The sequence below is a fragment of the Citrobacter sp. Igbk 17 genome, assembly GCF_028069775.1.
In the GTDB taxonomy this organism is placed as follows: domain Bacteria; phylum Pseudomonadota; class Gammaproteobacteria; order Enterobacterales; family Enterobacteriaceae; genus Citrobacter.
On record NZ_JANEWI010000015.1, the window covers coordinates 81,402 to 105,490 of the forward strand.

Annotated in this window: 20 protein-coding genes and 1 pseudogene; all 21 read left to right on the top strand. The window is 48.1% G+C overall.

What is annotated here, in order from left to right; all coding sequences use genetic code 11:
• Positions 1–3 precede the first annotated feature (3 nt).
• Positions 4–450 (top strand): low molecular weight protein-tyrosine-phosphatase Wzb, encoded by a 447-nt coding sequence (wzb, locus tag NNO08_RS11180; protein ID WP_271450340.1) that lies wholly within the window; start codon positions 4–6, stop codon positions 448–450.
• The gene (gene wzc / locus NNO08_RS11185; protein ID WP_271456730.1) at positions 450–2,612 is read left to right on the top strand and encodes a tyrosine-protein kinase Wzc; all 2,163 of its coding nucleotides are present in this window, start codon (positions 450–452) and stop codon (positions 2,610–2,612) included. Before wzb ends, wzc begins: the two co-directional genes overlap by 1 nt.
• A gap of 77 nt (positions 2,613–2,689) precedes the next feature.
• Positions 2,690–3,532, top strand: a complete 843-nt coding sequence (wcaA, locus tag NNO08_RS11190; RefSeq protein WP_271442404.1) for a colanic acid biosynthesis glycosyltransferase WcaA — start codon at positions 2,690–2,692, stop codon at positions 3,530–3,532.
• Positions 3,533–3,569: 37 nt separating this feature from the next.
• The gene (gene wcaC / locus NNO08_RS11195) at positions 3,570–4,787 is read left to right on the top strand and encodes a colanic acid biosynthesis glycosyltransferase WcaC (protein ID WP_271456731.1); all 1,218 of its coding nucleotides are present in this window, start codon (positions 3,570–3,572) and stop codon (positions 4,785–4,787) included.
• A complete protein-coding gene (gene wcaD / locus NNO08_RS11200) occupies positions 4,762–5,979 on the top strand; it encodes a colanic acid polymerase WcaD (protein WP_271456732.1) in 1,218 nt (405 codons plus the stop codon). The genes wcaC and wcaD overlap by 26 nt, the downstream gene beginning before the upstream one ends.
• Positions 5,980–5,984: 5 nt before the next feature.
• Positions 5,985–6,731 carry a colanic acid biosynthesis glycosyltransferase WcaE gene (gene wcaE, locus NNO08_RS11205; RefSeq protein ID WP_271450335.1) on the top strand — a complete coding sequence of 249 codons (747 nt, stop codon included), beginning with the start codon at positions 5,985–5,987 and terminating at the stop codon, positions 6,729–6,731.
• Positions 6,732–6,740: 9 nt separating this feature from the next.
• Positions 6,741–7,295: a colanic acid biosynthesis acetyltransferase WcaF gene (wcaF, locus tag NNO08_RS11210; protein WP_271456733.1), complete on the top strand. Its 555-nt coding sequence runs from the start codon at positions 6,741–6,743 to the stop codon at positions 7,293–7,295.
• Between the two features lie 24 nt (positions 7,296–7,319).
• Positions 7,320–8,441, top strand: a complete 1,122-nt coding sequence (gene gmd, locus NNO08_RS11215; protein ID WP_271442409.1) for a GDP-mannose 4,6-dehydratase — start codon at positions 7,320–7,322, stop codon at positions 8,439–8,441.
• A gap of 5 nt (positions 8,442–8,446) precedes the next feature.
• A complete protein-coding gene (fcl, locus tag NNO08_RS11220) occupies positions 8,447–9,415 on the top strand; it encodes a GDP-L-fucose synthase (protein WP_271450352.1) in 969 nt (322 codons plus the stop codon).
• Positions 9,415–9,894, top strand: a complete 480-nt coding sequence (locus NNO08_RS11225) for a GDP-mannose mannosyl hydrolase (RefSeq protein WP_271456734.1) — start codon at positions 9,415–9,417, stop codon at positions 9,892–9,894. The genes fcl and NNO08_RS11225 overlap by 1 nt, the downstream gene beginning before the upstream one ends.
• Positions 9,891–11,114 (top strand): WcaI family glycosyltransferase, encoded by a 1,224-nt coding sequence (locus NNO08_RS11230; protein ID WP_271456735.1) that lies wholly within the window; start codon positions 9,891–9,893, stop codon positions 11,112–11,114. Before NNO08_RS11225 ends, NNO08_RS11230 begins: the two co-directional genes overlap by 4 nt.
• 3 nt (positions 11,115–11,117) lie before the next feature.
• Complete coding sequence (gene cpsB, locus NNO08_RS11235; protein ID WP_271456736.1) at positions 11,118–12,560, top strand: mannose-1-phosphate guanyltransferase; 1,443 nt, start codon at positions 11,118–11,120, stop codon at positions 12,558–12,560.
• Positions 12,561–12,855: 295 nt separating this feature from the next.
• The gene (wcaJ, locus tag NNO08_RS11240) at positions 12,856–14,250 is read left to right on the top strand and encodes an undecaprenyl-phosphate glucose phosphotransferase (protein ID WP_271455095.1); all 1,395 of its coding nucleotides are present in this window, start codon (positions 12,856–12,858) and stop codon (positions 14,248–14,250) included.
• A 1-nt stretch (position 14,251) separates the two neighbouring features.
• A complete protein-coding gene (locus tag NNO08_RS11245; RefSeq protein ID WP_271456737.1) occupies positions 14,252–15,730 on the top strand; it encodes an MOP flippase family protein in 1,479 nt (492 codons plus the stop codon).
• Positions 15,731–15,793: 63 nt separating this feature from the next.
• Positions 15,794–17,074 (top strand): colanic acid biosynthesis pyruvyl transferase WcaK, encoded by a 1,281-nt coding sequence (gene wcaK / locus NNO08_RS11250; protein WP_271450351.1) that lies wholly within the window; start codon positions 15,794–15,796, stop codon positions 17,072–17,074.
• Positions 17,071–18,291 carry a colanic acid biosynthesis glycosyltransferase WcaL gene (wcaL, locus tag NNO08_RS11255; protein ID WP_271450328.1) on the top strand — a complete coding sequence of 407 codons (1,221 nt, stop codon included), beginning with the start codon at positions 17,071–17,073 and terminating at the stop codon, positions 18,289–18,291. Before wcaK ends, wcaL begins: the two co-directional genes overlap by 4 nt.
• Before the next feature lie 11 nt (positions 18,292–18,302).
• Complete coding sequence (wcaM, locus tag NNO08_RS11260; protein ID WP_271456738.1) at positions 18,303–19,691, top strand: colanic acid biosynthesis protein WcaM; 1,389 nt, start codon at positions 18,303–18,305, stop codon at positions 19,689–19,691.
• A gap of 165 nt (positions 19,692–19,856) precedes the next feature.
• Positions 19,857–20,747 carry a GalU regulator GalF gene (galF, locus tag NNO08_RS11265; protein WP_115643576.1) on the top strand — a complete coding sequence of 297 codons (891 nt, stop codon included), beginning with the start codon at positions 19,857–19,859 and terminating at the stop codon, positions 20,745–20,747.
• A 381-nt stretch (positions 20,748–21,128) separates the two neighbouring features.
• Entirely contained in the window at positions 21,129–22,544 is a 1,416-nt protein-coding gene (locus NNO08_RS11270; protein WP_271442417.1) for a mannose-1-phosphate guanylyltransferase/mannose-6-phosphate isomerase, read from the top strand.
• Positions 22,545–22,564: 20 nt separating this feature from the next.
• Positions 22,565–23,944, top strand: a complete 1,380-nt coding sequence (gene cpsG / locus NNO08_RS11275) for a phosphomannomutase CpsG (RefSeq protein WP_271456739.1) — start codon at positions 22,565–22,567, stop codon at positions 23,942–23,944.
• Positions 23,944–24,089 (top strand): annotated as a pseudogene (locus NNO08_RS11280) (ABC transporter permease); the annotation flags it as partial. The gene cpsG and the pseudogene NNO08_RS11280, both read left to right, overlap by 1 nt.

Here is a 24,089-nt window from a genome sequence, read left to right on the forward strand (position 1 = left end):
ATCATGTTCAACAAAATATTAGTTGTCTGCGTGGGGAACATTTGCCGCTCTCCGACGGCAGAGCGCTTGTTAAGGCAATTCGATCCGGCGTTGACGGTTTCTTCCGCTGGCCTCGGCGCGCTGGTAGGCAAGGGCGCAGATCCGTGTGCCATTAGTGTGGCTCAGGCACATAACTTGTCGCTGGAAAATCATTGTGCGCGGCAGATCTCGGGACGGATGTGCCGGGAATATGACCTGATCCTGACCATGGAAAAACGTCATATCACGGCGTTGTGTGAAATGGTGCCGGAGATGCGTGGCAAAGTGATGCTGTTCGGCCATTGGGACAGCGAACGCGAAATACCCGACCCGTATCGTAAAAGCCGCGATGCATTTGATGCGGTGTATGCGCTACTTGAGCGGTCTGCCCACCAATGGGCTCAGGCACTGAATGCGGAGCAGGGAAAATAATGACAGAAAAAGAAAAACAGTCTGCAACGTCGGTAACAGGCAACGATGAAATCGATATCGGACGTCTGGTTGGGACAGTAGTCGAAGCACGCTGGTGGGTACTGGGCATAACTGCCGCATTTGCGCTGTGTGCGGCGGTCTACACCCTGTTTGCCACGCCGATCTACAGTGCCGATGCGCTGGTGCAAATTGAACAAAATACCGGAAACTCGTTAGTCCAGGATATTGGCTCGGCGTTATCCAACAAGCCACCTGCCTCTGAAGCGGAAATTCAACTTATACAGTCGCGACGGGTATTGGGCAAAACGGTAGACGATCTCAATCTGGATATTTCCGTTACTAAAGATACATTTCCCCTTTTTGGAGCCGGTTGGGACCGGCTGATGGGCCGCCAGAATGAAACGGTCAATGTGACGACCTTCACCTTGCCAACGTCAATGAATGAACAGACCTTCACGTTGAGTGTACTGAACGATAAAAGTTATCAACTGGTGAGTGACGGTGGTTTTAGCGCGCGTGGTCAGGTTGGGCAGTTACTGAACCATGACGGTGTATCGATGCGGGTTGAGGCAATTCATGCCAGTCCGGGTAGCGAATTTACCGTCAGTAAGTTCTCCACGCTTGGCACGATCAACAATCTGCAAAATAACCTGATGGTGACGGAAACAGGTAAAGATACCGGGGTTCTGAGCCTGATCTTTACGGGGGAAGATCGTGAACAAATCCGCCAGATCCTCGACAGTATTACCCGCAACTATCTGCAACAAAACGTGGAGCGTAAATCTGAAGAGGCCGCCAAAAGTCTGGCATTTCTGGCAAAACAATTGCCAGAGGTGCGCAATCGTCTGGACGTTGCCGAAAACAAGCTGAATGCATTTCGTCAGGATAAAGACTCCGTTGATTTGCCGCTGGAGGCCAAAGCGGTGCTGGACTCGATGGTCAATATTGATGCCCAGTTAAATGAACTGACTTTTAAAGAAGCAGAAATCTCCAAACTGTTCACCAAAGCGCACCCGGCGTACCGCACGTTGCTGGAAAAGCGCCAGGCGCTGGAAGATGAAAAAAACAAGCTGAACGGGCGCGTAACAGCGATGCCGAAAACGCAGCAGGAAATTGTCCGCCTGACGCGTGACGTGGAGTCCGGCCAGCAGGTCTATATGCAACTGCTGAATAAACAGCAGGAGCTGAAGATCACGGAAGCCAGTACGGTTGGCGATGTGCGCATTGTCGATCCCGCCATTGCCCAGCCCGGTGTCCTGAAACCAAAAACGGCGCTGATTATTCTCGGCAGTATCCTGCTTGGTTTGATGCTTTCAGTGGTTGGCGTGCTGCTGCGATCGCTGTTCAATCGCGGTATTGAAAGCCCGCAGGTGCTTGAAGAGCACGGCATCAGCGTGTATGCCAGCATTCCTTTGTCCGAATGGCAAAAAGCCCGTGATAACGTGCAGACCATTAAAGGCGTTAAGCGCTATAAGCAGAGCCAGTTGCTGGCGGTAGGTAATCCGACTGACCTGGCAATAGAAGCGGTGCGCAGCCTGCGTACCAGCCTGCACTTCGCCATGATGCAATCACGTAATAATGTGCTGATGCTTACCGGGGTCAGCCCGTCGATTGGCAAAACGTTTGTCTGTGCCAACCTGGCTGCGGTTATCAGTCAGACCGACAAGCGCGTGCTGCTAATCGACTGTGATATGCGTAAAGGCTATACCCATGAGCTGCTCGGGACCAATAACGTCAACGGTCTGTCTGAGATCCTGAGCGGCAAGGGAGACATCCCCTCCTGCGCAAAACCGACTTCAATTGCACATTTTGACCTGGTCCCTCGCGGGCAGGTTCCCCCTAATCCTTCAGAACTGCTGATGAGTGAGCGCTTTGGCGAGTTGATGACCTGGGCTAGCGCAAACTATGACCTGGTGCTGATCGATACGCCGCCAATACTGGCCGTGACCGATGCGGCCATCGTTGGTCGTCACGTCGGAACCACGCTGATGGTGGCGCGTTACGCGGTCAACACGCTGAAAGAGGTGGAAACCAGTCTGAGTCGCTTCGAGCAAAACGGTATTCAGGTGAAAGGGGTGATCCTCAACTCCATTTTCCGGCGCGCCAGCGGGTATCAGGATTACGGTTACTACGAATACGAATACACGTCGGATTCGAAATAGATAACTAACAGCAACGCATATCGAATGTAGGCCTGATAAGCGTAGCGCCATCTGTGAACTTTATCTGGGACAAAAAAATGACGACAGACAACCCGCTAATTTCTATTTATATGCCCACCTGGAACCGCCAGCAGTTGGCTATTCGGGCGATTAAATCGGTGCTGCGCCAGGACTATAGCCACTGGGAAATGATCATTGTCGATGATTGCTCTTGCGAGTATGAGCAGCTGCAACAGTTTGTTGAGGCGTTAAACGATCCACGCGTGAGCTATACGCATAACGCTATTAACTCCGGCGCGTGCGCGGTACGCAATCAGGCGATCATGCAGGCCAGTGGGCAGTACATTACGGGAATTGATGATGACGATGAGTGGACGCCGAATCGCCTGAGCACATTCCTTCAGTCTCGTCATCAACTGGTGACGCACGCTTTTCTCTACGCTGATGATTATGTCTGTGAAGGTGAGGTTTATTCACAGCCAGCCAGTCTGCCTCTGTATCCGAAGTCGATGTACTCACGACGCCGATTCTACAAACGAAATATCATTGGTAATCAGGTCTTTAGCTGGGCGTGGCGTTTCAAAGCATGCCTGTTTGATACCACGTTAAAAGCCGCTCAGGACTACGACATTTTTCTGCGCATGGTGGTGGCCTACGGTAAACCCTGGAAGGTAAAAGAGGCGACGCAGATCCTGCATGTGAATCACGGCGAGATGCGCATTACTTCCTCTCCACATAAGTTCTCCGGTTATTTCCAGTTCTATCGCAAGCACAAAGGTAAATTTGACCGGGCGAGTAAAAAATATCAGCTGTTTACCCTTTATCAGATCCGTAACAAGCGGATGAACTGGCGCACATTGCTGACGCTGCTTTCCATACGCAACGGTAAGCGCCTGGCTGACGGTCTGCGAGGACGCTAAGTATGCTAAGTCAATACGTGCGAGCAAAGGTAATGCAATGAATATTCTGCAATTTAATGTTCGGCTTGCCGAAGGCGGGGCGGCAGGGGTCGCGCTGGATTTACACCTGCGCGCGCTGGAAAAAGGGTGGTCGTCGCGGTTTGTATACGGCTATGGCAAAAGAGGCAAGAAAAGTGCCAGTCACGGGAATTATTCGCACGCGATCAAACATGCGCCGCGTTTAACGTCGGCGGCGAATATTGCGCTGTTTCGCCTCGCAAACCGCGATCTGTTTGGCAACCTCGACAGTATGTACCGCACGATCACCCGCACTGCGGGCCCGCTGGTTCTGCATTTCCATGTGCTGCACAGTTACTGGCTGAATCTCGAAGAGGTGGTGGCGTTTTGCCAAAAGGTGAAGGCACATAAGCCCGATATCACCTTTGTCTGGACGCTGCACGATCACTGGAGTGTTACCGGACGCTGCGCCTTTACCGATGGTTGCGAAGGCTGGAAAACGGGCTGCCAGAAATGCCCAACGTTAAGCAACTATCCCCCGGTTAGCGTTGATAAAGCACACCAGCAACTGCCTGGCAAACGTCAAATGTTTCGCATGATGTTGGCGCTTGGCTGCCAGTTTATCTCGCCCAGTCAACATGTGGCGGAAGCATTTAACAGTCTGTACGGTGCCGGGCGTTGTCACATCATCAATAACGGTATTGATGTGGCGACAGAAGCGATTCTTGCTGACTTGCCAGTTCAGTATGAACCGCCGGGCAGACCGAAAATTGCCGTGGTAGCCCACGATTTGCGCTATGACGGTAAAACCAGCCAGCAACTGGTTCAGGCGCTTATCGCGCTCGGGGACAAAATAGAGCTGCATACATTCGGTAAGTTTTCCCCGTTTGCCGGAGCAAACGTCATCAACCATGGGTTTGAAAGTGACAAACGAACCTTGATGGGGGCGCTAAATCAGATGGATGGGCTGGTGTTCAGTTCACGGGTTGATAACTACCCGTTAATTTTATGCGAAGCGCTTTCTATCGGTGTACCGGTTATCGCCACGCACAGCGAGGCGGCACAGGAAGTGCTGGCAAAATCAGGCGGTAAAACGTTCAGTGAAGCGGATGTTCTGCGTCTGGTACAACTTAAAAAATCAGAAATTGCACAGGCGGTATTTGGCACCACGCTGGCAACCTTTAGCCAGCAGAGTCGGACAGCATACAGCGGACAACAGATGCTGGAGGAATATGTCTCGTACTATCAGGGTCTGTAGCTATCTGGTGTTGCCGCTGCTTTATCTGCTGGTTAACGTCAAGCTTGCACAATTGGGTGAAAGTTTCCCTGTCACCGTTGTCACTTTTTTACCGCTGTTGCTACTGCTGTTTGTCGACCGTATCAATATTAAAAAACTGTTGATTGCGTTGGGAGTGGGTGGGGGGCTGACGGTGTTTAACTACCTGTTTGGCCAATCGCTGGATGCCAGCAAGTATGTAACATCCGCCATGTTGTTTATCTATACCGTGATCATTATTGGCATGGTGTGGAGTATTCGCTTCAAAACCATTTCACCACATAACTATCCTAAAATTTTACGTTTATTCTGGCTGGCGGTGGGGTTAGTGGTCGGTCTGGCTGCCGTTGAAATGGTACAGATCATTCTCAGTGGTGGCAGCAGTATAATGGAAGCTATTTCGAAATATCTTATTTACAGCAATAGCTATGTTCTGAACTTTATTAAATTTGGTGGAAAACGTACCACTGCACTCTATTTTGAACCCGCATTTTTCGCTCTGGCGTTAATCTCAATTTGGCTCAGCATCAAACAGTTTGGTATCAAAACGCCCAGGACCGATGCTATGATTCTGACAGGGGTGGTATTGTCAGGATCGTTTTCTGGGGTAATGACATTTATATTGTTTTACCTACTGGAGTGGGCGTTTCAGTATCTGAATAAGGATGCGATAAAAAAGAAGTTACCCTTGGCGATTATCTCACTGAGTGTGTTTATGGTGGGCGTGATATTTGCCTTCCCCTACATTGCGACGCGTCTTGGTGATTTAGGTACGGAAGGTTCTTCTTCGTATTATCGTATAGTCGGGCCGTTGGTCATGGTTGGGTATTCATTACTGAATATCGATGGTGTAGTGCGATTTGGCTCACTTTATGAATATGTTGCATCATTCGGAATCTTTAACGGTGCAGATGTAGGTAAAACGATAGACAATGGTTTGTATCTGTTAATTATCTATTTTTCGTGGTTCGCCGTAATATTATCCCTGTGGTACATGGGGAAAGTAACGAAGATGATGATGAATGCATTTGGTGATAATCAGAATTATCGGGTGCAACTTTATCTTTTTACACCGTTGTCGTTGTTTTTCACCGGTTCAGTATTTAGTCCGGAATACGCTTTTTTAATCGTATGTCCGTTTATTTTGCGCAAGGCGCTGAATATCGCGAGGTAATTTACATGCTGCTGAGTATTATCACCGTCGCTTTTCGCAATCTGGACGGGATCGTCAAAACCCACGCGTCACTAGCACATCTTGCGCAGACGAGCGATATCAGCTTTGAGTGGATTGTTATCGATGGGGGGTCTACAGACGGTACGCCAGCGTTCCTGGAGAATCTCAATGGAGAGCACCAGTTACGTTTTGTCAGCGAGCCTGATAACGGTCTCTACGACGCAATGAATAAAGGGATAGCTATGGCGCGCGGGCGTTTTGCACTCTTTCTCAACTCTGGAGATATTCTGCACGCTGATTCTGCGCATTTTATCCGCCAGTTAAAAACGCAGAGTGATAAAACGATGGTGATTGGCGATGCATTGCTGGACTTTGGTAATGGTAAAAAAATGACGCGCCGGGCTAAACCCGGTTGGTACATCTACCACAGTTTGCCAGCCAGTCATCAGGCAATATTTTTCCCGCTGACAGGCCTGCAAACCTGGCATTATGATTTGCAATATAAAATATCATCGGATTATGCACTGGCAGCAAAATTATACAAATCCGGGTTCGCTTTTAAAAAACTGACTGGTTTAGTGTCGGAGTTTTCCATGGGTGGCGTATCGACTACGAATAATCTGGAATTGTGCCGGGATGCCAAAAGAGTCCAGCGACAAATATTGCGTATGCCGGGCTTTTGGGCCGGATTTTCTGAATATATACGCCTGCGCACAACCGGTAAGACAAAACACTTATATGGTAAAACGTAAGGATACGCTATGCAGGATTTAAACGGCTTCGCGGTGCCGAAAGGTTTTCGCGGCGGCGGTGTCATTAAAGTGCAATTATGGTGGGCAGTTCAGGCAACATTATTTCACTGGTCACCACAGGTTATGTACCGCTGGCGTGCATTTTTATTAAGGATATTTGGCGCAAAAATAGGAAAAAACGTAGTTATTCGGCCCTCAGTAAAAATTACTTACCCGTGGAAATTGACACTGGGTGATTACGCCTGGGTGGGTGATGACGCGGTTCTATATACGTTGGGTAATATTACGATTGGGGCTCATGCGGTTATTTCGCAGAAAAGCTATTTATGCACCGGAAGCCATGATTATGCCAGTCAACACTTTGATATTAGCGCCTCGCCAATTGTGATTGGCGAGAAATGCTGGCTGGCGACAGATGTTTTTGTCGCGCCTGGCGTGACGATTGGCGACGGCACCGTCGTGGGTGCACGCAGCAGCGTTTTTAAATCGTTGCCGGCCAATGCCATATGTCGGGGTAACCCCGCAGTAGTTACGCGTAAACGCGTCGAGAACGTTACTCCCTGAAGGGAAATTTTAAGAGGTAATAACATGTCAAAAGTCGCTCTCATTACTGGCGTAACCGGGCAGGATGGTTCTTACCTGGCAGAGTTTCTGCTGGAAAAAGGTTATGAAGTTCATGGCATTAAGCGCCGGGCCTCGTCATTTAATACCGAACGGGTAGACCATATTTACCAGGACCCGCATGCGGGTAATCCCAAATTCCATCTGCATTATGGCGATTTGACGGACTCCTCTAATCTGACCCGCATTTTGCAAGAGGTTCAGCCGGATGAAGTCTATAACCTGGGCGCAATGAGCCACGTGGCGGTGTCGTTTGATTCGCCAGAATATACTGCTGATGTTGATGGGATCGGCACACTGCGTTTGCTGGAAGCGATTCGCTTCCTGGGGCTGGAAAAGAAAACCCGTTTCTATCAGGCTTCCACCTCTGAACTGTACGGTCTGGTTCAGGAGATCCCGCAGAAAGAAACGACACCGTTCTATCCGCGATCGCCCTATGCCGTCGCCAAACTGTATGCCTACTGGATCACCGTCAATTACCGTGAATCTTATGGCATGTATGCCTGTAACGGCATTCTGTTTAACCATGAATCTCCGCGCCGTGGCGAGACCTTCGTCACTCGCAAAATTACCCGCGCAATTGCCAACATCGCCCAGGGACTGGAGTCCTGTCTGTACCTTGGCAACATGGATTCGCTGCGTGACTGGGGACATGCCAAAGACTACGTCAGGATGCAGTGGATGATGTTGCAGCAGGAACAGCCGGAAGATTTCGTGATCGCCACTGGTGTGCAGTATTCCGTCCGTCAGTTTGTGGAAATGGCCGCTGCCCAACTCGGTATTAAGCTGCGTTTTGAAGGTGAGGGCGTGAATGAAAAAGGCATTGTGGTTTCGGTGACTGGGCATGATGCGCCAGGGGTGAAACCGGGGGATGTGATGATCGCCGTCGACCCGCGCTATTTCCGTCCTGCGGAAGTGGAAACGCTGTTGGGCGATCCGACGAAGGCACACGAAAAACTGGGCTGGAAGCCGGAAATCACGCTGCGACAGATGGTTTCTGAAATGGTTGCCCACGATCTGGAGGCTGCGAAGAAACATTCACTGCTGAAGTCCCATGGTTACGATGTTGTTATTGCACTGGAGAGCTAATGATGATGAAGAAGAAACGTGTTTATATCGCGGGACATCGGGGAATGGTGGGCTCTGCTATTTACCGACAACTCGCACAACGTGAAGATGTAGAGTTAATCATTCGTAACCGTGAGCAGCTCAATTTATTAGACACAACGGCGGTTAATGATTTCTTTACCAGTGAACATATTGACCAGGTTTATCTTGCCGCGGCAAAAGTGGGCGGGATTATGGCTAATAATAATTATCCGTCTGATTTCATTTATGAAAACATGATGATGGAAAGTAATATTCTTCATGCGGCTCATAATTCAAATGTCGAAAAGTTATTATTTTTAGGCTCATCATGTATTTATCCTAAGTTTGCGCAGCAACCAATCAAAGAGAGCGAGTTGTTGCAGGGATCACTGGAGCCGACAAATGAGCCCTATGCCATCGCTAAAATTGCAGGGATAAAACTGTGTGAGTCCTATAACCGGCAGCATCGCCGGGATTACCGTTCAGTGATGCCGACGAACTTGTATGGACCTAACGACAATTTCCATAAAGATAATTCCCATGTGATTCCTGCACTATTGCGTCGTTTTCATGAAGCCACCCAACGTGATGACAAGTACGTTGAAGTTTGGGGCAGTGGAAAACCCATGCGTGAATTTTTGCATGTCGATGATATGGCGGCAGCAAGCATCCATGTTATGGAGTTAGACAATGAGGTTTGGCAGGAGAATACAGAGCCAATGCTTTCCCATGTCAACGTAGGTACGGGTGAAGATTGCACTATTCGTGAACTTTCCGATGCCATTGCAAAAGTTGTTGGTTTTCGCGGTGAAATTATTTTTGATGCTTCTAAACCTGATGGGACACCACGGAAACTGCTTGATGTGAGCCGCCTGAGAAGACTCGGATGGCATCATGAAATAGGGCTTGAACAGGGGCTGGTTAATACTTATCGCTGGTTCCTTGATAATCAGCAGCGGTATCGGGGTGAGTAATGTTTCTCAATAAAGAAGACTTCGCTAATGCGGTGCGCACGATACCGCTGATCTCTCTGGATTTTATCATTGAGAATGAGTTTGGGGAGTTTTTAGTTGGGAAAAGAACTAACAGGCCTGCTCAAGGATATTGGTTTGTGCCAGGCGGCAGAGTATTAAAAGATGAAACGCTGGAACAAGCATTTATGCGTTTGACGGAAGAGGAATTAGGTCAGCAGTTTCCCATAACACACGGTGAGTTTTTTGGTGTCTGGCAGCACTTTTATGATGATAATTTTTCTGGTTCTTCGTTTACAACGCATTATGTGGTGCTGGGTTTTCGACTGAAAATTAATACCAGTACATCAATGCTGCCGTCAAAACAGCATGATACCTGGCGTTGGGCTAAATCGGATGAACTGATTGTCGATGGAAATGTGCATAAAAATACGCAGGCATATTTCAACCCAGCGACGAAAGATCGGGTGCCCGGGATATGAGAATTCTGGTTTATGGCATCAATTACTCGCCCGAGTTGACCGGAATTGGTAAATACACGGGAGAGATGGTGGAATGGATGGCAGGCCAGGGGCATGAGGTTAGGGTTGTCACGGCCCCCCCTTATTATCCGCAGTGGCAAGTAGGCGAGCCTTATTCTTCCTGGCGTTATCGTCGGGAAGTGGGTGTCACTACTGTCTGGCGCTGTCCATTATATGTACCGGCTCAGCCTTCAACGCTAAAGCGGTTGCTACATTTGGGCAGTTTTGCCCTGAGCAGTCTTTTTCCCCTGTTGGCTCAGTATCGGTGGAAGCCTGAATACATTATCGGTGTGGTACCCACGCTATTCTGTACACCAGGAATGCGTTTGTTGGCAAAACTGTCTGGCTCTCGCACCGTGCTGCATATTCAGGACTATGAAGTTGATGCGATGTTGGGACTGGGACTGGCGGCAACCGGAAACTCCACAATGATTGCGCGAGTAGCCAAAGCATTTGAGCGCAGCAGTTTGTTGAGTGTGGATAATGTTTCCACGATCTCCCGTTCTATGATGCAAAAAGCGCAGGAGAAAGGTGTTGCTGCAGAAAAACTTATCTTTTTCCCGAACTGGTCTGAAGTGGAAAGATTCAGCCAGGTGGATAGTGCTGATATAGAGCAAATACGTCAGCAGTTTGATTTGCCAACCGATAAAAAAATGATTTTGTATTCCGGCAATATTGGTGAGAAGCAAGGTGTTGAAAATATCGTTGAGGCTGCAAGTCAGACTCAGGATAAACCATGGATATACGTTATTGTGGGTCAGGGAGGGGGAAAATCCAGGATGGAACAAATGGTCAAGGAACGAGCCCTAACGAATGTTAAGTTCTACCCACTGCAACCTTATGAAATGCTGCCTGCGTTATTAAGGCTAGCAGATTGCCATTTAGTCATCCAAAGACGTGGCGCTGCAGATGCGGTCCTTCCTTCGAAGTTAACGAACATATTGGCGGTCGGGGGAAATGCCGTGATTACAGCAGAGCCCCACACCGAACTGGGGCAGCTTTGTCAGAAACATCCAGGTATTGCGATCTGTATTGAGCCAGAATCAGTTGAAATGCTTGTGGCGGGTATTACTGAAGCAATCACTATGCCTGAATACAATATGATTGCACGTTCATATGCAGAGTCTGCACTTGAAAAAGATAATGTCTTAAATCAATTTATTAATCATTTGAAGGGTTGACGTATGAGCCAAAATAACATTCATCCGGTAATTATTGCAGGTGGGTCCGGTAGCCGTTTATGGCCATTATCCAGAACATTATATCCAAAGCAGTTCTTGTGTCTGGATGGGCAAAACACTATGTTGCAATCGACAATTTGCCGCCTTGATGGCCTGGATTGTTCACCACCGCTTGTAATATGTAATGAAAAGCATCGATTTATTGTTGCTGAGCAATTACAAGAAATTGATAAGCTAACGGGTAATATTATTCTTGAGCCACAAGCCCGGAATACTGCACCCGCAATCGCGCTGGCAGCAATCGCGGCATGCAACAATAATTCCGATCATAACCCGTTGTTGCTGGTCCTGGCGGCTGATCATATTATCGAAGAAAATAAGTTCTTCCACGATGCAGTGACCTCAGCCATTCCGTTAGCCGAAAATGGCAAGCTGGTAACATTTGGTATCGTCCCGGATGCACCGGAAACAGGGTACGGTTATATTCGACGCGGTGAAGTCAGTAGTACCCAGATAAAAGTTGATTCTGTTGCTTTCAATGTTGATGCTTTTGTGGAAAAACCTGACCTTGAAACAGCCGAAAAATATATCTCTGCTGGTGAATATTATTGGAATAGCGGTATGTTTTTATTCCAGGCCCGACGCTATCTTGAAGAGCTCGAAAAATATCGTCCAGATATTTTACAGGCCTGCTTGTTGGCGATGGATAACGCTGAACTGGACAATGATTTTATCCGTGTCAGTCGGGAGGATTTCCAGGATTGTCCAGAAGAATCGATCGACTATGCCGTGATGGAGAAAACCACGGATGCTGTAGTCCTGCCGATGAACGTCGGCTGGAGCGATGTAGGGTCATGGTCATCACTTTGGGAAATCAGCGATCGTAACGATGAGGGCAATGTTTATCATGGCGATGTCATTGATCATAACACTGAAAACAGTTACGTCTACGCCGAGTCGGGACTGGTGGCAACCGTCGGCGTAAAAGATCTGATTGTTGTCCAAACTAAAGATGCAGTATTAATCGCAAATAAAACAGATGTACAAGATGTAAAAAAAATCGTTGCACAAATTCAGGCGGAAGGTCGCTCGGAACATCATATTCATCGGGAGGTTTTTAGACCCTGGGGGAAATATGATTCTATCGATGAAGGCGATCGTTATCAGGTTAAAAGAATAACCGTGAAACCCGGTCAGGGCTTTGCATTACGTATGCACCATCATCGCGCTGAACACTGGATTATTGTTGCGGGAACTGCGAAAGTTACGATCTGTGATGAGGTCCAGTTATTAAGTGAAAATCAATCAGTATATATTCCACAGGGTACTGTTCATTGTCTTGAAAACCCAGGGAAGGTTCCCTTGGAGATGATTGAAGTTCGTTCTGGAGTCTACCTTGAAGAAGATGATATTGTAAGATTTGGCACACATCATGAGCATATATAGAAATCTATTATTCATCTCTGTTAACTGACTCTCTGCGAACTTTTATGAAATAAAAATAACAGAGTCTGGCCTTTGTTACTTATTTATTGAGGCAATCAGGTCCGGGCTAACTGTTGCCTGAAAAAGGAGATAACGTGAGCCAAATAGTCTGTGTTACCACTTTTGATATTTGTTACGGGTCAATTGCTGATGTACGCCTGAACGTGCGAACGCGCACTCTCCTGGCATTGCTAAATCAGTAATGCTGGTATTTCCCTTGCCCGATACGGGCAAGTGGCGACTAACAGGAACCACGATGACACATCTAAAAAAGCGCGAACGAGCCAAAACCAATGCGTCGTTAATATCGATGGTGCAACGCTTTTCAGATATCACCATCATGTTTGGTGGATTATGGATAGTCTGCGAACTGAGCGGTTTGCCTTTCCTGTATATGCACCTGCTGGTGGCGTTAATCACGCTGGTCGTTTTTCAGATGCTGGGCGGGATAACGGATTTCTACCGCTCCTGGCGCGGGGTAAAAATTTCAACTGAGTTGGTGCTGCTGTTGCAAAACTGGACGCTGAGTCTGATTTTTTGCGCGGGTCTGATTGCCTTTAATAACGATTTTGATAACCGGTTTGCTCTTTGGCTGGCATGGTATCTGCTGTCAAGTATTGGTCTGGTGCTGTGCCGTGCGTTTATTCGCTACGGGGCGGGATGGTTGCGAAATCGTGGTTATAACACGCGCCGGGTAGCGGTAGCAGGGGACCTTCCCGCCGGACAGGTACTGCTGGAAAGCTTTCGCCATGAGCCATGGTTGGGATTTGAGGTCGCTGGTGTCTATCACGACCCAATACCCGGGAAAAATGCCCGTGATTGGGCGGGAAATCTGCAGCAACTGGTGGATGATGCCAAAGCCTCACGCATTCATAACGTCTATATCGCTATGCCGATGAGCGATGGGGCGCGCGTAAAAAAACTGGTACGCGAACTGGCTGATACCACCTGTTCAGTGCTCCTGATCCCTGATGTCTTTACCTTCAATATTCTGCACTCACGAATTGAAGAGATGAACGGTGTTCCTGTGGTACCGCTGTATGACACACCGCTTTCTGGCATTAATCGTCTGCTGAAGCGCGCGGAGGATATCGTCCTGGCATCGTTAATCCTGCTGCTAATTTCTCCTGTGCTATGCGCCATTGCGCTGATGGTGAAGCTGACCTCAAAGGGGCCGGTAATTTTTCGTCAGACCCGCTATGGGATGGACGGGAAACCGATCAAAGTCTGGAAGTTTCGTTCCATGAAGGTAATGGAAAACGATGCAGTAGTTACCCAGGCCACGCAGAACGATCCGCGTGTGACCCGCGTGGGTAACTTCCTGCGGCGGACGTCTCTGGATGAATTACCACAGTTTATCAATGTGCTGACAGGAGGGATGTCTATTGTCGGGCCGCGTCCACATGCGGTGGCGCATAACGAACAGTACCGTCAGCTGATAGAAGGGTACATGTTACGCCATAAGGTGAAGCCAGGTATTACCGGTTGGGCGCAAATCAACGGCTGGCGTGGTGAAACCGATACGCTGGAAAAAATGGAAAAACGGGTAGAGTTTGACCTCGAATACATTCGTGAATGGAGTGTGTGGTTCGATATCAAAATCGTTTTTCTGACGGTGTTTAAAGGCTTCGTCAATAAAGCGGCATATTAATATGAGCTTACGAGAAAAAACCCTCAACGGTGCCAAGTGGTCAGCCATTGCTACGGTAATCATCATCGGTCTGGGGCTCATCCAGATGACGGTTCTGGCGCGGATTATTGATAATCATCAGTTCGGCTTATTAACCGTGTCACTGGTGATTATCGCGCTGGCCGACACGTTGTCTGATTTTGGGATCGCCAACTCGATTATTCAGCGCAAAGAGATAGGTTATCTTGAACTAACCACCTTGTACTGGTTAAACGTTGGACTGGGGATCGCCGTTTGTATTGCTATGTTTTCGCTCAGCGAGACTATAGCCGATGTGCTTAATAACCCTGAGCTGGTGCCACTGGTTAAAACCTTAGCGCTGGCGTTTGTGGTGATCCCGCATGGGCAGCAGTTCCGTGCGCTGATGCAAAAAGAACTGGCCTTCAACAAAATTGGCATGATTGAAACCAGTTCAGTACTGGCCGGTTTTACTTTTACCGTGGTTAGCGCGCATTTTTGGCCGATCGCCATGACGGCCATTGTTGGGTATCTGGTGAACAGTACGCTACGCACGCTGCTGTTTGGCTATTTTGGCCGCAAAAATTATCGACCTGGACTGTGTTTTTCACTTTCATCCGTGTCGTCAAATCTGCGCTTTGGGGCGTGGCTGACGGCGGACAGCATTATCAATTACGTGAACACCAACCTTTCAACGCTGGTGCTGGCCAGAACCCTGGGGGCGGGCGTGGCGGGAGGCTTCAATCTTGCCTGGAACGTGGCAGTTGTACCGCCCATCAAACTGAATCCGATAATTACCCGAGTACTGTTTCCTGCGTTTGCCAAAATTCAGGACGATACCGAAAAACTACGGGTGAATTTTTACAAGCTGCTATCCGTTGTCGGCATTATCAATTTCCCGGCGCTACTGGGATTGATGGTGGTATCGAATAACGTCGTACCGCTGGTGTTTGGTGAAAAGTGGAACAGTATTGTTCCGGTGCTGCAACTGCTGTGCATTGTGGGTCTGCTGCGCTCAGTCGGTAATCCGATTGGCTCTCTGCTGATGGCCAAAGCACGGGTCGATATCAGCTTCAAATTCAATATATTCAAAACTTTCTTGTTTATCCCCGCCATCCTGGTTGGCGGAAATATGGCGGGTGTGATTGGCGTCACGCTGGGTTTTTTACTGGTACAGGTCATAAACACCATCCTGAGCTATTTCGTGATGATCAAACCGGTACTGGGACCGAGCTATCGGCAGTACATGCTCAGCCTGTGGCTACCGTTTTATCTCTCCTTACCCACGTTGGTGGTGAGTTACGTGCTGGGAATGACACTGCAAAATAAATTGCCGTTAGGTGCGTTGCTGAGCCTACAGATAGCCGCTGGCGCTCTGGCGTTTGTCGTGATGATTATGCTGTCGCGTGATCCGCTGGTGGTGGAAATCAAACGCCAGTTCTGTCGAGGTGAAAAAATGAAAGCCCTGTTCCGCGCAGGATGAATTGCGTTTGTTGTCGTCCGGAGACGCGAAAACCGTTATCCGCACTGATTTTAAGAGGTCATGATGAAATTACTGATTCTGGGCAACCACACCTGCGGAAATCGTGGGGACAGCGCCATTTTGCGCGGTTTGCTGGATGCCATTCATACGCTCCAGCCTGAGACGGAAGTGGATGTGATGAGCCGCTATCCGGTGAGTTCCTCCTGGTTACTAAACCGACCGGTGATGGGCGACCCACTGTATTCACAGATGAAGCAGCATAACAACGCTGCAGGCGTCATGGGGCGCGTAAAGAAAGTGCTGCGTCGTCGCTATCAGCATCAGGTGCTGCTCTCGCGCGTTACCGATTCCGGAAATCTGCGCAACATCGCTATTGCTCAGGGGTTTACTGACTTTGTCCGCTTGTTGTCGCGTTATGACGCCATTATCCAGGTCGGAGGATCGTTTTTTGTCGATCTTTATGGTGTGCCGCAGTTTGAGCATGCACTGTGTTCATTTATGGCCAAAAAACCGCTGTACATGATTGGTCACAGCGTAGGGCCATTCCAGGACGAACAGTTCAATCAGTTGGCGAATTACGTTTTTGGGCACTGCAATGCGCTAATTTTACGAGAGTCGGTCAGTCTGGAACTGATGAAACGCAGTGAAATAACGACAGAGAAAGTTGAGTCGGGTGTGGATACCGCCTGGCTGGTAGACAACCATCACGATGACTTTGAACCGGGTTATGCCGTACAGCACTGGTTACAAACGGCAGCAAAGCAGAAGACTGTCGCCATTACACTACGTGAACTGGCACCGTTTGATAAGCGTCTTGGGACCACACAACAGGCCTATGAGCGAGCCTTTGCCGGCGTGGTTAATCGGATCCTTGACGAAGGTTACCAGGTGATGGCGCTCTCAACCTGTACCGGTATTGATAGTTACAACAAAGATGATCGCATGGTTGCACTGAACCTGCGCCAGTACGTTAACGATCCGACCCGTTATCACGTGGTCATGGATGAACTAAACGATCTCGAAATGGGAAAAATATTGGGCGCATGTGACCTGACGGTGGGCACACGCCTGCACTCTGCCATCATCTCGATGAACTTTATGACGCCGGCGATAGCCATTAATTATGAGCACAAATCGGCGGGAATTATGCAGCAACTGGGATTAGCGGAAATGGCGGTTGATATCCACCATCTGTTGGATGGCAGCCTTGAGGGCAGGGTTGCCGATATCCTGGGACGGTTGGCTGAACTTAATGTCAGGGTAGAGGAGGCCGTTAAGCGTGAACGTGAACACGGTATGCACATGGTGCAATCGGTATTAACGCGTATTGAGGAGGGGAAATGAAAGTCAGCTTTTTCCTGCTTAAATTTCCGCTGTCCTCTGAAACCTTTGTGCTGAATCAGATTACCGCGTTTATCGATATGGGGCATGATGTTGAAATTATCGCGTTATATCAGGGCGATCTTGATAACACTCATGCTTCCTATGTGGACTACCGCCTGGGCGAAAAAACACGATGGTTATTGAAAGAACCGGCTGGCAGGTTGGCAAAGCTGAAATATCGCACCTTGACGATTTTACAGGGCATTACCCGGACTGCGACCTGGAAGGCGTTCAATGTTCCACGCTATGGCGATGAGGCGCGTAATCTGATTTTAGCCGCGATCTGTGCGGCAACCCCGTGCGCATTCCAGGCCGATGTCTTTATTGCGCACTTTGGGCCCGCTGGCGTAACGGCGGCCAAACTGCGTGAACTCGGCGTGATCCGCGGCAAAATAGCCACTGTCTTCCATGGTATTGATGTTTCGCATCGGGACATCCTTGCCCGCTATACCCCCGAATATCAGAAGCTGTTTCAGCGCGGTGATTTGATGTTGCCCATCAGCAATCTCTGGGCCGAACGTTTGCGAAATATGGGATGTCCACCACATAAAATAGCGGTATCGCGTATGGGGATTGATATGACGCGTTTTACACCTCGTGAGGTGAAAGCGCCAGGTACGCCGCTAGAAATTCTTTCCGTTGCACGGTTAACCGAGAAAAAAGGGCTGCATGTCGCTATTGAAGCGTGCCGCCAGTTGAAGGCGCGAGGTATCTCATTTCGTTATCGCATTCTGGGAATTGGCCCTTGGGAGCGTCGGTTACGTACGCTTGTCGAGCAATATCAACTGGATGATGTGATTGAAATGTCAGGATTTAAACCCAGCCATCAGGTTAAAGAGATGCTTGAGCAGGCGGATGTTTTCCTGTTGCCCTCCGTCACGGGGATTGATGGTGACATGGAGGGGATCCCGGTGGCGTTGATGGAAGCCATGGCGGTTGGAATACCGGTCGTTTCTACCGTGCACAGTGGGATCCCTGAGCTGGTGGACGCTGGAAAGTCCGGCTGGCTGGCACCAGAAAATGATGCTCAGGCCCTGGCGGAGCGATTAGCGACGATCAGTATGCTCGACAGTGAGCAAGTGAAGCCGGTGGTGGCGTGCGCCCGCGAAAAAATAGCCGCTGAATTTAACCAGTTGGCGATCAATAAACAGCTAGCCAGTCTGCTGCAAACGATGTAAATCGAGGTTGTATGCCAGAGAAAAAACTCTCCCGACGTACTTTTCTGACGGCAGGTTCTGCGCTTGTCGTACTGCATTCTCCCGTTGCCCGGGCGCTTGAATCACCGGGTAGCGTCAACATTCAGGATTACAATCCCCAGGATTGGGTGGCTTCCTTCCGCCAGGCGTTTTCAGAGGCGCAAACTGTTATCGTGCCTGCTGGTCTGGAGTGCAAGAATATCAATACCGCAATCGTGATCCCGCCAGGTAAAACGTTGCATCTGCAAGGCGGGGTCAGTAGCAGTAGTCGTGGGCGATTTATTCTGCAGGATGGCTGTCGTGTGACAGGGGGGCAGGGGGGGCGCTTGCGAAATATTACCCTTGATGTTCGGGGCTCCGACTGTGTGATAAAAGGCCTAGCCATGAGCGGTTTCGCCCCCGTGGCGCAAATTTATATCGGTGGGAAAACGCCGCGAGCGATGCGTAATCTCACCATTGATGGCATTACCGTCACTCATGCGAATTATGGGATCTTGCGTCAGGGGTTTCATAATCAGATGGATGGCGTACGGATAACCAACAGTCGTTTTAGTGACTTACAGGGTGATGCCATCGAGTGGAATGTCGCGATAAACGACAGTGACATCGTGATTTCAGACCATGTTATAGAACGCATCAATTGTACGAACGGAAATGTTAACTGGGGTATCGGTATTGGGCTGGCAGGTAGTACGTACGACAACACCTACCCAGACGAACTGGCGGTGAAAAGATTTGTGGTAGCAAATATAACGGGCTCGGATTGTCGGCAGTTAGTCCATGTCGAGAACGGCAAACATTTTATCATTCGTAATATTACCGCGCGAAATATCACCCCGGATTTCAGCAAGAAAGCGGGCATCGATAATGCTACAGTCGCTATTTATGGATGTGATAATTTCGTGATCGATAATATCAATATGAAAAATAGCGCAGGGATGCTGATTGGTTACGGTGTGATCAAAGGACGATATTTGTCCATACCACAAAACTTTAAGCTAAATAATATTCAACTGGATAACACACATCTCGATTATAAATTACGTGGTATTCAGATTTCCTCAGGTAATGCAACTTCATTTGTGGCCATTACCAACGTTGAGATGAAGCGCGCGACGCTGGAGCTGCATAACAAACCTCAGCATCTTTTCTTGCGAAATATCAAGGTGATGCAACAATCCACTACAGGGCCAGCATTAAAGATGCACTTTGATCTGCGCAAAGATGTCCGCGGTAAGTTTATGGCCAAACAGGGTACCTTGCTCTCGCTGGCCAACGTTTATGCAGTTAATGAAGCAGGACAAAGCTCGGTTGATATTGACAGCGTAACCCACCAGGTTGTGAATGTCGCGGCAGTGAATTTTCGACTACCGGGTCGGTAATTTTACGACCATTCCTGGCTAAAAACCTACCCGGCTAAGATTATGATTACTGCATTCTGCCGATAAGCGGCGTAACATGCGACCTAACTGAGCAATGTAATTCATACTGGCTAAAACAAGCTAAAAAGCTATAATTCAGCAACTATTGAATAGGTGAATGACTTAATGATTAATTTGAAAGCAGTTATTCCGGTAGCAGGCCTCGGGATGCACATGTTGCCTGCCACAAAGGCCATCCCAAAAGAGATGCTACCGATCGTTGATAAGCCGATGATTCAATACATTGTCGACGAGATTGTAGCTGCAGGTATCAAAGAAATCGTTCTGGTAACACATGCGTCTAAGAACGCGGTTGAGAACCACTTCGACACCTCTTATGAACTTGAATCGCTGCTTGAACAGCGTGTTAAGCGCCAGTTACTGGCCGAAGTGCAGTCCATCTGCCCTCCAGGTGTGACTATCATGAACGTCCGTCAGGCACAATTGCTTGGTCTGGGCCACTCAATTCTTTGCGCACGCCCGGTAATCGGGGACAACCCTTTCGTGGTGGTGTTACCTGACGTCATTCTTGACACGGCGAGCGCGGATCCACTGCGTTACAACCTGGCCGCAATGGTGGCCCGCTTTAATGAGACCGGACGTAGTCAGGTGCTCGCAAAACGTATGGCTGGCGATCTTTCTGAGTATTCCGTTATTCAGACCAAAGAGCCTTTGGATAACGAAGGTAAGGTCAGCCGCATCGTTGAATTTATTGAAAAACCCGATCAGCCGCAAACCCTTGATTCGGACCTGATGGCCGTAGGGCGCTATGTGCTTTCTGCTGATATTTGGGCGGAAATTGAGCGTACACAGCCAGGTGCGTGGGGGCGTATTCAGCTAACGGATGCTATCGCTGAGCTGGCGAAAAAACAGTCTGTTGATGCTATGTTGATGACCGGCGATAGCTACGATTGTGGTAAGAAAATGGGCTATATGCAGGCATTTGTGAAGTACGGACTGCGCAACCTGAAAGAGGGGCCGAAGTTCAGGGATCAAATTTTAAAACTGCTGAGCTAATGCCACTGCTACTCTCATTGCCTACGATTTGAACCGGGTATCGCAGCAGTATATGTAAAGAGTAATGATTTGTCTGATACCCGCAGCATGCTGCTACAACTGTTTTTTTATAAATTTCAAATACTAAAAAAGGTAGATCGGTAAGAAATTACCGGTCCGCCGTAGGACATTTTTCTTGTCTACACAGTGAATAAATAAGAGAATATTCGGTCGAGATATCCCTAATTCGTTGAGGGGTATCAGCAATTTGTTTGCCCAACATAAAATGAGCAGTGTCCTGGTAGCTGTAGAGCCAGTGCGGTAGCGTGCCCATTTGTCATTGAGCGACGATGAGACTCTTTCGTTGGTTTAGTATAACGCATTGATATTTAAGGATTTAAAATGTTACTTCCTGTGATAATGGCTGGTGGTACCGGTAGTCGTTTATGGCCGATGTCGCGCGAGCTCTACCCAAAACAGTTTCTTCGCTTGTATGGACAGCGTTCAATGCTGCAAGAAACAGTGCTCCGCCTGGATGATGTCGATGCACGGGAACCGGTAGTCATTTGCAATCAGGAACACAGATTTCTTGTTGCCGAGCAACTAAGACAAATTAATAAGCTCTCGCATAATATCATTCTTGAACCCGTTGGCCGTAACACTGCGCCAGCAATAGCGCTGGCAGCATTAAGTGCAATAGAGAATGGTGATGACCCAATTCTTCTGGTATTAGCCGCAGATCATATAATTAACAATAAGCCGGCATTCCACCAGGCTGTAAAGTCAGCATTTAAATTTGCCATGCAGGGGCGCCTTGTCACATTTGGGATTGTACCAACTGGTGCAGAAACGGGTTATGGCTATATTCACCGTGGTAAGGAAGAAGTCCTTGGTGAGAATATCGCTTACCAGGTCAACCGTTTCGTGGAAAAACCGAACAAAGAAACTGCGGAAAGTTATTTAGCGTCTGGCGAATATTACTGGAACAGTGGAATGTTTATGTTCCGTGCCAAGAAATATCTTGAAGAACTGGAAAAATTCAGACCGGATATTCTTGAGTCCTGCAAGGCGGCAATCCGCGGTTGCAAAGATAGCGATGAATTTATCAAGATCGATCGCGATCTGTTTATCGCTTGTCCGGATGAGTCCGTTGACTACGCGGTCATGGAGAAAACGACAGACGCTGTCGTCGTTGGGCTTGATGCAGACTGGAGTGACGTGGGTTCCTGGTCGGCGCTATGGGAAGTGAGTCCTAAAGATAAAAAAGGTAATGTTCTGACGGGCGATACCTTCATGCACAACGCAAATAACTGCTATATCAACACTGATGAAAAATTGGTCGCAGCTATCGGTGTCGATAATCTGGTGATCATTAATACAAAAGATGCTGTACTGGTCGTTGATAAAGATCAGGTGCAGGATGTTAAGAAAGTTGTTGAGTATCTTAAAGCTAATCATCGCAGTGAATATAAGCGTCACCGGGAAATATACCGTCCGTGGGGGCGATGCGATGTGGTGGTACAGACCGAGCGTTTTAATGTAAATCGGATCACCGTTAAACCGGGGGCAGCGTTTTCGATGCAGATGCATCACCACCGGACCGAACACTGGGTTGTGCTTTCTGGTACGGGTGAAGTGACGATTAAAGATCAAAAATTCCTGCTGACTGAAAACCAATCAACCTTTATTCCCATCGGAGCACAACATCGACTGGAAAACCCAGGCAAGATTCCATTGGAACTGCTTGAGATCCAATCTGGCTCGTATTTAGGGGATGATGACATTATTCGTATTAAAGACCAGTATGGTCGTTGCTAATTTTTAAGGTAAAAAGATCTATGTCTAAGCTGACTTGTTTTAAAGCCTATGATATTCGCGGAAAATTAGGCGAAGAATTAAATGAAGATATTGCGTATCGCATTGGTCGCGCATACGGTGAATTCCTCAAGCCTAAAACAATCGTGGTGGGCGGTGACGTTCGCTTAACCAGCGAGAGCCTGAAGCTGGCATTAGCGAATGGTCTAATGGATGCGGGTACCGATATCCTCGATATTGGTTTAAGCGGGACAGAAGAGATCTATTTTGCAACTTTCCATCTTGGTGTAGATGGCGGCATCGAAGTTACCGCCAGCCATAATCCGATGGATTATAACGGAATGAAACTGGTTCGCGAAAATGCGAAACCTATCAGTGGTGACACAGGACTACGCGATGTGCAGCGTTTAGCCGAAGAAAATAATTTCGCGCCTGTGGATGCCCAACTGCGCGGCAGCTACAAGAAGATTTCTATCCTTGACGCTTATGTCGATCACTTAATGGGCTACATTGATTTCGCGAACTTCACTCGTCCAATGAAGCTTGTGGTTAACTCTGGCAATGGTGCTGCAGGCCATGTCATTGACGCGATTGAAAAACGTTTCGTTGCTGCTAATGTCCCCGTTTCATTTATTAAAGTTCATCACCAGCCGGATGGCACTTTCCCTAACGGGATCCCTAATCCTCTGTTACCAGAATGCCGCAAAGACACTGCCGATGCTGTTAAAGAACATGGCGCAGATTTAGGGATCGCATTTGACGGCGATTTTGACCGTTGCTTCCTGTTTGATGGAGAAGGGCAGTTTATCGAAGGTTACTACATTGTAGGCCTGTTGGCTGAAGCGTTCTTACAAAAAGAACCGGGCGCGAAGATCATCCATGACCCGCGACTGACCTGGAATACTATCGATATTGTAACTAAAGCTGGCGGCATTCCTGTGATGTCTAAAACGGGCCATGCCTTCATCAAAGAGCGTATGCGTAAGGAAGATGCTATCTACGGTGGCGAGATGAGCGCACATCACTACTTCCGCGATTTTGCATATTGCGATAGTGGGATGATTCCGTGGCTACTTGTAATAGAAATGCTCTCTATAGGACAGACTAGTTTGGTGTCTGTAGTACGGGAAAGAATTAAAACATATCCTTGTAGTGGTGAGATAAATTTCAAACTAAATAACGCTAATGACATCATAGAGATAATTAGGAATAAATACTCAGAATGTAGTGAATTTGAGCATGACATTGATGGTCTAACCCTTGAGTTTATCGATTGGCGCCTTAACATCAGAACATCAAATACAGAGCCTGTTCTACGAGTAAATATAGAAAGTCGTAATTCGGATGATGTAATGAAAAAGAGAACTGCGGAAATTTTGAATTTAATCCGAGGTTTGAATTAATGTTAGGTATAATATTTTCTGCATACAGATATAAAGACTTCATTGTTAATAGCATAAAACGTGACTTTAAAAGTAGATACCAAACTAGTATGCTAGGGGCTGCATGGTTGGTATTACAACCATTATCAATGATAATTGTATATAC

Coding starts and splice junctions, on each gene's coding strand:
- wzb (WP_271450340.1), top strand. CDS start 4: ATGTTCAACAAAATATTAGTTGTCTGCGTGGGGAACATTTGCCGCTCT.
- wzc (WP_271456730.1), top strand. CDS start 450: ATGACAGAAAAAGAAAAACAGTCTGCAACGTCGGTAACAGGCAACGAT.
- wcaA (WP_271442404.1), top strand. CDS start 2,690: ATGACGACAGACAACCCGCTAATTTCTATTTATATGCCCACCTGGAAC.
- wcaC (WP_271456731.1), top strand. CDS start 3,570: ATGAATATTCTGCAATTTAATGTTCGGCTTGCCGAAGGCGGGGCGGCA.
- wcaD (WP_271456732.1), top strand. CDS start 4,762: ATGTCTCGTACTATCAGGGTCTGTAGCTATCTGGTGTTGCCGCTGCTT.
- wcaE (WP_271450335.1), top strand. CDS start 5,985: ATGCTGCTGAGTATTATCACCGTCGCTTTTCGCAATCTGGACGGGATC.
- wcaF (WP_271456733.1), top strand. CDS start 6,741: ATGCAGGATTTAAACGGCTTCGCGGTGCCGAAAGGTTTTCGCGGCGGC.
- gmd (WP_271442409.1), top strand. CDS start 7,320: ATGTCAAAAGTCGCTCTCATTACTGGCGTAACCGGGCAGGATGGTTCT.
- fcl (WP_271450352.1), top strand. CDS start 8,447: ATGAAGAAGAAACGTGTTTATATCGCGGGACATCGGGGAATGGTGGGC.
- NNO08_RS11225 (WP_271456734.1), top strand. CDS start 9,415: ATGTTTCTCAATAAAGAAGACTTCGCTAATGCGGTGCGCACGATACCG.
- NNO08_RS11230 (WP_271456735.1), top strand. CDS start 9,891: ATGAGAATTCTGGTTTATGGCATCAATTACTCGCCCGAGTTGACCGGA.
- cpsB (WP_271456736.1), top strand. CDS start 11,118: ATGAGCCAAAATAACATTCATCCGGTAATTATTGCAGGTGGGTCCGGT.
- wcaJ (WP_271455095.1), top strand. CDS start 12,856: ATGACACATCTAAAAAAGCGCGAACGAGCCAAAACCAATGCGTCGTTA.
- NNO08_RS11245 (WP_271456737.1), top strand. CDS start 14,252: ATGAGCTTACGAGAAAAAACCCTCAACGGTGCCAAGTGGTCAGCCATT.
- wcaK (WP_271450351.1), top strand. CDS start 15,794: ATGAAATTACTGATTCTGGGCAACCACACCTGCGGAAATCGTGGGGAC.
- wcaL (WP_271450328.1), top strand. CDS start 17,071: ATGAAAGTCAGCTTTTTCCTGCTTAAATTTCCGCTGTCCTCTGAAACC.
- wcaM (WP_271456738.1), top strand. CDS start 18,303: ATGCCAGAGAAAAAACTCTCCCGACGTACTTTTCTGACGGCAGGTTCT.
- galF (WP_115643576.1), top strand. CDS start 19,857: ATGATTAATTTGAAAGCAGTTATTCCGGTAGCAGGCCTCGGGATGCAC.
- NNO08_RS11270 (WP_271442417.1), top strand. CDS start 21,129: ATGTTACTTCCTGTGATAATGGCTGGTGGTACCGGTAGTCGTTTATGG.
- cpsG (WP_271456739.1), top strand. CDS start 22,565: ATGTCTAAGCTGACTTGTTTTAAAGCCTATGATATTCGCGGAAAATTA.